Annotated in this window: 9 protein-coding genes; 6 read left to right on the forward strand and 3 right to left on the reverse strand. The window is 71.2% G+C overall.

Features of this window, described 5'->3' with window-relative positions; translation table 11 throughout:
• Positions 1 to 190 precede the first annotated feature (190 nt).
• The gene (locus ACFV2S_RS30430) at positions 191 to 2422 is read right to left on the reverse strand and encodes a transglycosylase domain-containing protein (protein ID WP_385566078.1); all 2232 of its coding nucleotides are present in this window, start codon (positions 2420 to 2422) and stop codon (positions 191 to 193) included.
• A 416-nt stretch (positions 2423 to 2838) separates the two neighbouring features.
• Between ACFV2S_RS30430 and ACFV2S_RS30435 the strand changes: the two genes are divergently transcribed.
• On the forward strand, positions 2839 to 3183 hold the full coding sequence (locus tag ACFV2S_RS30435; RefSeq protein ID WP_015034550.1) for a WhiB family transcriptional regulator: 345 nt from the start codon (positions 2839 to 2841) through the stop codon (positions 3181 to 3183).
• A 220-nt stretch (positions 3184 to 3403) separates the two neighbouring features.
• Here ACFV2S_RS30435 and ACFV2S_RS30440 read toward each other — a convergent pair whose 3' ends face one another.
• Both ACFV2S_RS30440 and ACFV2S_RS30445 read right to left on the reverse strand, forming a co-directional pair.
• Positions 3404 to 4699, reverse strand: coding sequence for an ArsA family ATPase (locus ACFV2S_RS30440; RefSeq protein WP_385566258.1), 1296 nt, complete (start codon positions 4697 to 4699; stop codon positions 3404 to 3406).
• An 86-nt stretch (positions 4700 to 4785) separates the two neighbouring features.
• Positions 4786 to 5748: an ArsA family ATPase gene (locus tag ACFV2S_RS30445; protein ID WP_385566081.1), complete on the reverse strand. Its 963-nt coding sequence runs from the start codon at positions 5746 to 5748 to the stop codon at positions 4786 to 4788.
• A gap of 122 nt (positions 5749 to 5870) precedes the next feature.
• Between ACFV2S_RS30445 and ACFV2S_RS30450 the strand changes: the two genes are divergently transcribed.
• The 5 genes from ACFV2S_RS30450 (at position 5871) to ACFV2S_RS30470 (ending at position 9442) form a co-directional block, all read left to right on the forward strand.
• The gene (locus ACFV2S_RS30450; RefSeq protein WP_015034547.1) at positions 5871 to 6029 is read left to right on the forward strand and encodes a DUF4177 domain-containing protein; all 159 of its coding nucleotides are present in this window, start codon (positions 5871 to 5873) and stop codon (positions 6027 to 6029) included.
• Positions 6026 to 6496 (forward strand): RidA family protein, encoded by a 471-nt coding sequence (locus ACFV2S_RS30455; RefSeq protein ID WP_383795546.1) that lies wholly within the window; start codon positions 6026 to 6028, stop codon positions 6494 to 6496. Before ACFV2S_RS30450 ends, ACFV2S_RS30455 begins: the two co-directional genes overlap by 4 nt.
• Positions 6497 to 6637: 141 nt before the next feature.
• Positions 6638 to 7534, forward strand: a complete 897-nt coding sequence (locus ACFV2S_RS30460) for an NUDIX hydrolase (protein WP_385566086.1) — start codon at positions 6638 to 6640, stop codon at positions 7532 to 7534.
• Positions 7531 to 8361: an MBL fold metallo-hydrolase gene (locus ACFV2S_RS30465; RefSeq protein ID WP_385566091.1), complete on the forward strand. Its 831-nt coding sequence runs from the start codon at positions 7531 to 7533 to the stop codon at positions 8359 to 8361. The genes ACFV2S_RS30460 and ACFV2S_RS30465 overlap by 4 nt, the downstream gene beginning before the upstream one ends.
• Positions 8362 to 8557: 196 nt before the next feature.
• Positions 8558 to 9442, forward strand: a complete 885-nt coding sequence (locus tag ACFV2S_RS30470; protein ID WP_385566095.1) for an SPFH domain-containing protein — start codon at positions 8558 to 8560, stop codon at positions 9440 to 9442.
• Positions 9443 to 9567 lie beyond the last annotated feature (125 nt).

Consider the following 9567-nt stretch of genomic DNA (forward strand, 5'->3'; position numbering starts at 1 on the left):
GCCGCGCGGGGGGGCGGCGGGGCCGCCGCCGCCGTGCGGCCGGGCCGGGCCCCCCCCCGCCCGTGCGTCGGGCGGCCGCGCCCCCCCCCCGGCGCCGCCCCCCCCCCCTCTCCCGTATCGACGCGTCAGCGGAGGCGCCGGCGTGTCGGCCGTGGCGGCAGCGGCGCCGCCGTGGTGGCCGTGTAAGCGGTTAGCGGCCGCGGCCGTTGCCGCGTCCGTCGCCGCCGCCGATCAGGTCCGTCGGGAGCGTGATCCCGGGGATGTTCGGCTTCGTGTCGCCGGGCTTGCCGTCGCGGGGCTTACGGGGCTTGTTCGGGCCCTCGTCGCCCTCCTTCGGGTCCTTGGGCTTCTCGGCCCGCGGCACGGAGACCGGGACGAAGGTCGGGGTCTGGCCGGCGTCCAGGGCGCCCGTCATCGCGATCTTCCAGATGGGGCCGGGGAGGCAGCCACCGCAGACCTTGTCGTAGTACTCGCCGCCGATGGTGATGTTGTACATCGACTTCTTCTCGCCGACGTCGTCACCGACCCAGACGGCCGTGGACAGGTTCGGGGTGTAGCCGACGAACCAGGCGTCCTTGCGGTCGTTGGTGGTACCGGTCTTGCCCGCGTTGTCGCGGTCGCTGAGGCCGGCCTTCGTACCGGTGCCGTCCTCGACGACGCCCTTCAGCATCTGGTTGACGGTGTCGGCGGTCCGGTCGCTCATGGCGCGCGTGCACTTGGTCTGCGGCACGTTCAGCTTGTCGCCGTTGGCGGCCTTGATCGACTCGATGGCGATCGGCGTGCAGTAGATGCCGCGGTTGGCGAAGGTCGCGTAGACGGACGCCATGTCGAGCGGGGTGCTCTCGACACTGCCGAGGGTGGCGGACGGGCTCTGCTTGATGGCCTTGCCCAGCTCGCGCTCGTAGCCGACGTTCTTCGCCATGGTCAGCGTCTCGCAGAGACCGGCCATCTGCTCCAGGCGGGCGAAGTAGGTGTTGATGGACTTGCCGAGGGCGCTGGTCATGTCGAAGACGCCCTTCTCCGACTCCATCTCGTTGTTCACCTCCCAGTTCGCGTAACCGGAGGGCTTGCCGTCGCAGCGGGTGTACTCGTTCTCGCCGATGTTGATCTGCGCCGGGTCGTTGAAGCTCGTCGCCGGGCTGATGCCCTTCTCGAGCGCCGCCGCCGCCGTGATCGGCTTGAACGTCGAACCGACCTGGAAGCCGTACGTCGTGCCGCCCATCTTGCTGCCGACGGCCAGGTTCAGCGTCGTCTGGTGCTGCTTCTGGTCCAGGCCGTACGGGCGGGACTGGCCCATGGACAGGATGCGGCCGGTCTTCGGCTGGACCTGGACCACCGAGGCGGCGACCGGGTCGTCCTTGTTGATCTTCGCGATGGCGGCCTCGTTGGCGGCGGCCTGCGCGCGCGGGTCGAGCGTGGTCCTGATGGTGAGACCACCCAGGTTCCACAGCTTCTGCCGCTCCTCGGCCGTCTTGCCGAAGGTCGCGTCGTTGAGGATCGTCTTGCGGACGTAGTCGCAGAAGAAGCCGGCGCCGTCGACGGCGGTGATGCAGCCGTTCTTCGGGGTCTTGACCTTCAGCTTGAGCGGAGTGGCCTTCGCCTTGTCCGCCTCGGCCTGGCTGATGTCCTTCACGTCGGCCATCCGCTGGAGGACCACGTTGCGGCGCTTGGTGGCTTCCTGGATGTCGTTGATCGGGTCGTAGCGGCTCGGCGACTGGACGAGGCCGGCCATCATCGCCGCCTCGCCCAGGGACAGGTCGGCGGCCGGCTTGGAGAAGTACCGCTGCGAGGCGGCCTCGATGCCGTAGGCCTGCTGCCCGAAGAACGTGATGTTGAGGTAGTTCTCCAGGATCTTCTTCTTGCCCAGCTCCTCCTCGACCTGGATCGCGAACTTCAGCTCGCGGACCTTGCGGCCGATCGTCTGCTGGGTGGCCTGGGCGACCTTCTCGGGGTCGTCACCGGCCTCCTCGACGAAGACGTTCTTCACGTACTGCTGGGTCAGCGTGGACGCGCCCTGCGCGACCCCGCCCGACTGCGCGTTGCGGTTGATGGCGCGCAGCACGCCCTTGAGGTCGATCGCCCCGTGCTCGTAGAAGCGGCCGTCCTCGATCGCGACGATCGCCTTCTGCATGTACGGGGAGATCTTGTCGATCGGCACGACCTTCCGGTCCCGCGAGTACACCGTGGCGATCAGACCGCCCTCGGCGTCCAGGATCGTGGTGCGCTGACTCAGCGGTGGGGTCTTCAGGTTGGAGGGGATCTCGTCGAACCCCTCCACCGTCCCCTTCGCGGCCAGACCGAGTGCGCCGGCCGCGGGCAGGGCGATGCCCGCCAGCACGGCTCCGGCGAGCACACTGACACCGAGGAACTTGGCGGCCTGCTGGGTCCCGGTCAGACCACCGCCCGAGCGCTTCTTTGCCATGGGGGCAGCCTACGTTCTCATTCGCCGGACACACGTATATGCCTTGGCCTAAGCTGCTCCCAACTGTCACAGCAGTGTGGTCGCGCATCAAGACCCGTGCGTGACATCGGTATGAATTCCCGTGACCCCGAAACACGGGAAGCTCGTGCCCGATTCCGGCTCATGCGTCACACGGTGTCCGAAGTGGACCCGTCAAGGACGGGCGTATCTGGGTGATATGTCCGCTACCTCACGCATGTCCTTCGATCACTCCCCTGGGTGATCTGACGCGTACGCATAGTCCGTTCGGACCATTCAAGATTGGGCCCGAAGGGGGTGTTGCGCTGTGCCCACCTTCCGTAACGTCCCAACTGGCAGCGGTGAATATGCCGCTGCCGCCGTGGGGGAGCCTCGATTCGGGAGAGGACGGCGCCGGTATGGGCTGGGTAGCTGACTGGAGTGCGCAGGCGGCCTGCCGCACTACCGATCCGGATGAACTTTTCGTGCAGGGAGCGGCGCAGAACAGGGCAAAGGCGGTGTGCACCGGATGCCCGGTGCGGACCGAGTGCCTCGCCGACGCCCTCGACAACCGCGTGGAGTTCGGCGTGTGGGGCGGCATGACGGAGCGCGAGCGCCGTGCCCTGCTCCGCAGGAGGCCGACCGTCACCTCGTGGCGCCGGCTCCTGGAGACCGCGCGGACCGAGTACGAGCGCGGAGCGGGCCTGCTGCCCGTGGCGATCGAGGACGACGCCACGTACGAGGCGTACGCGGCGGTCGGCTAGCCCCGATCCGCACGCCGGTCGGCTGGTCCCGGCCCCGGACCGTGCGTGGTGGTCGGCTGGTCCCGTGCCCTGGACCCCGCGTCGCGGTCTGGTCCCGTGGCGCCCCGGACCGTGCGTCGTGGTCGGCTGGTCCGATTCGTACGCCCTGGTCGGCTGGTCCCGGCCCGTGTGTGACGGCGTGGGTACGCGTACGGATACGGGTACTCGTACGCGAGACGGCTCAGGCCGAGGGCGTCCGTCCCGCCGTGAGCCGGTCACCGATGGCCCGCAGCCCGGCGAGGTCGTGCACATCGCCGGGCAGGGCGGCCACGTCGGTCACCGCCACCTCGGGGTGGAGCGCGGTGAAGCGGTCACGCGTGCGCTGTTCACGCGCGAGCACCCGCATGCGCTCGGCATGCAGGCGTAGAAGTCCCGCGGTGAGAAGACGTACGTCGACGTCCGACGCGTCTGTTTCCTGTGCCGGTTCGGCTGTGGGGGCAGCCTCGGATACGGGGTGCGGTGCGGCGGCGGTGGCGAGATCGTTCGGCTCGTGCTCGGGTTCGGGCTCGTGCTCGGCTTCGGTGGCCGGGGAGCCACCCAGAGCAGCCTTCCCGCCCCCCTGATCCACAATGCGCCGCTCGTCAAGATTTTCCGCGGCGGCCCGCGCCCGCTCCGCCGACAGCCCGGAGGCGCCGCTGCCGTGGACGCGGTTGAGGACGAGCCCGGCCAGCGGCATGTCCTCGGCGGCCAGCCGCTCCACGAAGTACGCGGCCTCGCGCAGTGCGTCCCGCTCCGGGGTCGCGACCACGAGGAAGGCCGTGCCCGGGGCCTGGAGCAGCCGGTACGTGGCGTCCGCGCGGGTCCGGAAGCCGCCGAACATCGTGTCCATCGCCGCCACGAACGTCTGCACGTCCTTGAGGAACTGACCCCCCAGCAGCTTCCCCAGGGTCCCCGTCATCATCGACATGCCGACGTTGAGGAACTTCATCCCGGCCCGGCCGCCCACCTTCGCCGGGGCCATCAGCAGCTTGATGAACTTCCCGTCGAGGAAGGACCCGAGCCGCTTCGGCGCGTCCAGGAAGTCCAGCGCGGACCGGGACGGCGGGGTGTCGACGACGATCAGGTCCCACTCGTCGCGGGCTCTGAGCTGGCCCAGCTTCTCCATCGCCATGTACTCCTGCGTACCGGCGAATCCGGCGGACAGGGACTGGTAGAAGGGGTTCTCCAGGATCGCCCGCGCACGCTCGGGCTCCGCGTGCGCCTCGACGATCTCGTCGAAGGTCCGCTTCATGTCGAGCATCATGGCGTGCAGCTCGCCGCCGTCGGAGCCCTTGATGCCGTCGACCTTGCGCGGGGTGTTGTCGAGGGAGTCGATGCCCATGGACTGGGCGAGCCGTCGCGCCGGGTCGATGGTGAGGACGACGACCCGCCGGCCGCGCTCCGCCGCCCGCACGCCCAGGGCCGCCGCCGTGGTCGTCTTGCCGACCCCGCCCGCGCCGCAGCAGACGATGATGCGCGTCCCCCGGTCGTCGAGGATCGGATCGAGGTCGAGGACGGGCGCGTGGTCGAGCCCGTCGGCGGGGGCCGCTTCGGCGCCCGCGGCCCCGGCGCCTGCCTTCTCCGTCACGCGCCCACCCCTTGCTTCCGTAGTTCCTTCGCCAGCCGGTAGAGCCCCGCGATGTCCGCCCCGTCGCCCAGGAAGGGGAGTTCGTACGCGGGGACGCCGACGCCGTCCAGGACCGAGCGCTGCGCCCGCTCCAGCTCCACCCGCCGCGCGTGCTCGGAGGCCTGGTCGAGCAGCGGCTCGACCAGGAGCGCGCCGCCCGTGACACCGGCGGAGGCCAGGGTCCGCGCGATCGCCTCCCGGTGGTCGCCGGAGGCGGCCCGTACCGCCGCCTCGTCGAGGACGTGCGGACGAACCATGTTCACCACGACCCTGCCCACCGGCAGTTCGGCGGCCCTCAGCTCCGCGATGCCGTCCGCGGTCTCCTGGACCGGCATCTCCTCCAGGAGGGTCACCAGGTGCACCGCGGTCTCGGGGGACTTGAGGACGCGCATGACGGCCTGGGCCTGGTTGTGTATCGGGCCGATCCTGGCCAGGCCCGCGACCTCGTCGTTCACGTTGAGGAAGCGGGTGATGCGGCCGGTGGGCGGCGCGTCCATCACCACGTGGTCGTAGACGGGACGGCCGTCCTTCTCGCGCCGCCGGACCGCCTCGCAGGCCTTCCCGGTCAGCAGCACGTCCCGGACGCCCGGCGCTATCGTCGTCGCGAAGTCGATCGCGCCCAGCTTCTTCAGGGCCCGCCCCGCGCCGCCCAGTTTGTAGAACATCTGGAGGTAGTCGAGGAGAGCGCGCTCGGCGTCGATCGCCAGCGCGTACACCTCGCCGCCGCCCGGGGCGACGGCGATCTTGCGCTCCTCGTACGGAAGGGTCTCCGTCTCGAAGATCTGTGCGATGCCCTGCCTGCCTTCGACCTCGACGAGGAGGGTCCGCTTCCCCTCCGTCGCGAGGGCGAGGGCGAGGGCGGCGGCGACCGTCGTCTTACCGGTACCGCCCTTGCCGCTGACGACCTGGAGCCTGCTCACACAGTCGAGCCTAACCACTGGCGGCCGTGCGCAATCAGGAGGCCGCCCCTGAGAAGCCCCCTAGGGCCTGCCTCGGGGGAGCCGGGAAGGGAGCGGGGAGCACAGCGGATACAGTCGGCCCCATGACCAAGTGGGAGTACGTCACGGTGCCGCTTCTGGTGCACGCGACCAAGCAGATTCTGGACACCTGGGGCGAGGACGGCTGGGAGCTCGTCCAGGTCGTTCCCGGGCCGAACAACCCCGAGCAGCTCGTGGCCTACCTGAAGCGGGCCAAGTCGTGAGCGGGGCCGTCGAGGCGCGGATCGCCGAGCTCGGACTGACCCTGCCCGAGGTCGTGCCGCCGATCGCCTCCTACCAGCCGGCCGTGCAGTCCGGCGTGTACGTCTACACCTCGGGCCAGCTCCCGATGGTGGCGGGCAAGCTCCCGGTGACCGGCAAGGTCGGCGCCGAGGTCACGCCGGAGGAGGCCAAGCAGCTCGCCGCCACCTGCGCGCTCAACGCGCTCGCGGCCGTGAAGTCGGTCGCCGGTGACCTCGACCGCATCAAGCGCGTCGTGAAGGTCGTGGGCTTCGTCGCCTCCGCCGCCGACTTCACCGGCCAGCCCGCCGTCATCAACGGCGCCAGCGAGCTGCTCGGCGAGATCCTCGGCGAGAAGGGCGTGCACGCCCGCAGCGCCGTCGGCGTCACCGTGCTGCCGCTCGACGCGCCGGTCGAGGTCGAGGTCCAGGTCGAGCTCGTCGACGCCTGATCACCCTCGTACGCCTCGTACACCTCGTACACCTCGTACACCTCGTACGCCTCGTACGGCTCCGTGCGACGGGAGCCGGTTTTCCACAGCCCTGGGAAACCGGCTCTCGTGCATTCCGATGCTTGCGCATAGCATCCGGCCATGTCGAATGGTCAGCCGAAGCAGGCGAAGCAGTCGAACGGTCAGTGGTACCCCGCGGAGTGGCCCGACCGTATCCGCGCCCTCGCCGCCGGCGAGCTCACCCCGGTGACGCCCCGGCGCGCCGCCACCGTCCTGCTCCTGCGGGACGGGGCCGCCGGGCCCGACGTCCACATGCTGCGCCGACGCACCTCGATGGCCTTCGCGGGCGGCGCGTACGCCTACCCCGGCGGCGGCGTCGACCCGCGCGACGAGCAGCCGGTGCGCTGGGCGGGCCCGTCCCTGGAGACGTGGGCGGCCCGGCTGGGCCTCGACGACGCGGCACAGGCCCAGGCCGTGGTCTGCGCCGCCGTGCGCGAGACGTTCGAGGAGGCGGGCGTGCTGCTCGCCGGGGAGACCGAGGAGGGCGTCGTCGGCGACACGACCGGCGAGGACTGGGAACGGGACCGGGAGGCCCTGGTCGCCCGCGAGCTGTCCTTCGCCGACTTCCTGGACCGGCGCGGCCTCGTCCTGCGCTCGGACCTGCTGGGCGCGTGGGCCCGCTGGATCACCCCGGAGTTCGAGCAGCGGCGGTACGACACCTGGTTCTTCGTGGCGGCGCTCCCGGCCGGCCAGCGCACCCGGGACGTCTCCGGGGAGGCGGACCGCACGGTCTGGATCCGCCCGTCGGAGGCCGCCGCCGGTTACGACCGGGGCGAGCTGACGATGATGCCGCCGACGATCTCGACCCTGCGCACCCTGGAGCCGTACGGGACGGCCGCCGAGGCGCTGGCGGCGGCCGCGGAGCAGGACCTGGCCCCCATCCTCGCGCAGGCGCGCCTGGAGGGCGACGAGCTGGTCCTGAGCTGGCCGGGGCACGAGGAGTTCACCAAGGTCATCCCCGCCGGGGGTGAGCGATGAGCGACGCCGCCGCCCTGCCGGGGCAGCCGCGCGGGCTCGTGGCCTCCGGGCCCGCGACCGACCGCGCCGTGAACGTCCTGGCGCCGAACCCGTCCGCGATGACCCTCGACGGCACCAACACCTGGCTCCTCTCCGAGCCGGGCTCCGGCCTCGCGGTCGTCGTCGACCCGGGTCCGCTCGACGACGGGCATCTCCGTCGGGTGATCGACACCGCCGAGCGGCTCGGCAAGCGGGTCGCGCTGACCCTGCTGACCCACGGCCACCCGGACCACGCGGAGGGCGCGGGGCGCTTCGCGGAGCTGACCGGGACGGCCGTGCGGGCCCTCGATCCGGCGCTGCGGCTGGGTGACGAGGGCCTCGGCGCGGGAGACGTGGTGTCGGTCGGCGGCCTGGAGCTCCGGGTCGTCCCCACGCCCGGGCACACCTCGGACTCGCTCTCCTTCCACCTCCCGGCCGACCGGGCTGTGCTGACGGGCGACACGATCCTGGGGCGCGGGACGACGATGGTCGCGCACCCGGACGGGCGCCTCGGGGACTACCTGGACTCGCTGCGGCGGCTGCGTTCGCTGACCGTCGACGACGGGGTGCACACGGTCCTGCCGGGGCACGGGCCGGTCCTGGAGGACGCCCAGGGTGCGGTGGAGTTCTACCTCGCGCACCGGGCGAACCGGCTCGCCCAGGTCGAGACGGCGGTCGAGGCCGGGCACCGGACGGCGGCGGAGGTCGTCGCCCACGTGTACGCGGACGTGGACCGCTCCCTGTGGCCGGCGGCCGAGCTGTCCGTACGGGCCCAGCTGGAGTACCTGAGGGAGCACGGACTGGTCTAGGGCCGGTCCGTCTCCGTATCGGGCCGGGCTCGCGGGGCCTGATCCGAAAGCACAGCCCCTGGGCGTGCCCTGGGGGCCGGGGGAGGGGCCCCGGTCGTCACGATCCTGTCCCGAGGCGGCCCCCGGCCTTTTTGCGTTCCTGACCTGTGTTTTACGCTCCGCTTACTTCTGGCCGTAGCTTTCGGGGGGAACGCCCGTGTTCGTCATCGCCATCCTGTTGGTCATAGCCGCAGTGGTGCTCTATTTCGTAGGCCGAGCCAACGACTCCGCGGGGCTGAAGTTCGGCGCCCTCGGCGCGGTCCTGGCCGGCGTCTTCTCTCTGATCGTGAGCATGACGTACGTGATCAGCGCGTACGAGGTCGGCGTCCCGGTCGCCTTCGGCAAGGTGGGCAAGCCGATGACCTCGGGCATGCACGTGAAGTCGCCGTTCACGGACGTCACGACCTTCTCCACCCGCCCGGTCGACCTGAACCTCTCCGACAAGGACGTGGTCGAGGTCCGCTCCTCGCAGGGCGGCGTCATGTACGCCGAGGTGACCGTGAAGTGGTCCGTCGACCAGGCGAAGGCCGTCGAGCTGTACAAGCTGGCGGGCAGCGAGGACGCCATTCAGCAGCGCCTCGTCTACCCCGACAGCCGCGAGATCGTCCGTAACGTCTTCGCCCACTACACGAGCGAGCAGGGCTACGCCTCCGACCGCGAGAAGATCAACGCCGAGCTCGGCCGCCTGATCACGGAGCGCCTGGCTCCGCGCGGCATCGACGTGACCACGGTCAACCTGCGCAACGTGAAGCCCTCGGATTCCCTCCAGGCCCAGATCGACCGCAAGATCCAGCAGCAGCAGGCGACCGAGCGGGCCCTGGAGGCCTCCCGCACGGCGAAGGCCGAGTCCGACCGGCGCCGGATCGAGGCCGAGGGCATCGCCCGCGCCAACAAGATCCTCAACGAATCGCTGACGGACAAGGTCCTGATGAACCAGTGCATCGACGCGTACAAGGATGCCGCGGCGAAGAACCCGGTCTACGCGGTGCCCTGCGGGAACGCCGGCTCCGCCCCGGTGATCGTGGACGGGTCGAAGCGCTGACCGTGCCGCAGGACGCGGGGGGGGGGGGGGGCGGCCGGCGGCGCCGGCCCCGCCCGCCGGCGGGGGGCGGGGGGCGCGGCCGGCGCCGCGGGGCGCGCGGGGGGGGCCCGGGCGGCGGCGGCCGC

The organism is Streptomyces sp. NPDC059695 (assembly GCF_042733785.1).
GTDB lineage: Bacteria > Actinomycetota > Actinomycetes > Streptomycetales > Streptomycetaceae > Streptomyces.

Excerpts from the sequence above, each read along its gene's own strand:
- ACFV2S_RS30430 (WP_385566078.1), bottom strand. The coding sequence starts at position 2,422 with ATGGCAAAGAAGCGCTCGGGCGGTGGTCTGACCGGGACCCAGCAGGCC.
- ACFV2S_RS30435 (WP_015034550.1), top strand. The coding sequence starts at position 2,839 with ATGGGCTGGGTAGCTGACTGGAGTGCGCAGGCGGCCTGCCGCACTACC.
- ACFV2S_RS30450 (WP_015034547.1), top strand. The coding sequence starts at position 5,871 with ATGACCAAGTGGGAGTACGTCACGGTGCCGCTTCTGGTGCACGCGACC.
- ACFV2S_RS30460 (WP_385566086.1), top strand. The coding sequence starts at position 6,638 with ATGTCGAATGGTCAGCCGAAGCAGGCGAAGCAGTCGAACGGTCAGTGG.
- ACFV2S_RS30465 (WP_385566091.1), top strand. The coding sequence starts at position 7,531 with ATGAGCGACGCCGCCGCCCTGCCGGGGCAGCCGCGCGGGCTCGTGGCC.